Consider the following 206-nt stretch of genomic DNA (forward strand, 5'->3'; position numbering starts at 1 on the left):
AGTCAGCGGCACCACGCTGACTTGGAACGGCGTCACATTGGCCTCCAGCGACACCTTGCAGCTGCGCGTCACCGACGCCGCCGGCAACAATGGCGCCGCCACCAACCGGGCTTACGTGCTCGACACCACCGGTCCCGTCACCTCTGTCGCCAGCGTCGTCTTCTCGGCCGACCCGTCAGGCGGTGTACGTGTCGGGTTCCGGCACT

The 206-nt window shown here is 67.5% G+C and carries 1 protein-coding gene; it reads left to right on the forward strand.

The genetic code is table 11. The features are described 5' to 3' along the window. Positions 1–206: hypothetical protein (locus tag HLUSI_RS29350; protein ID WP_040503627.1), on the forward strand; the 206-nt coding region annotated here is incomplete at both ends.

The sequence above is a fragment of the Herbaspirillum lusitanum P6-12 genome (assembly GCF_000256565.1).
In the GTDB taxonomy this organism is placed as follows: Bacteria; Pseudomonadota; Gammaproteobacteria; order Burkholderiales; family Burkholderiaceae_D; genus Herbaspirillum; species Herbaspirillum lusitanum.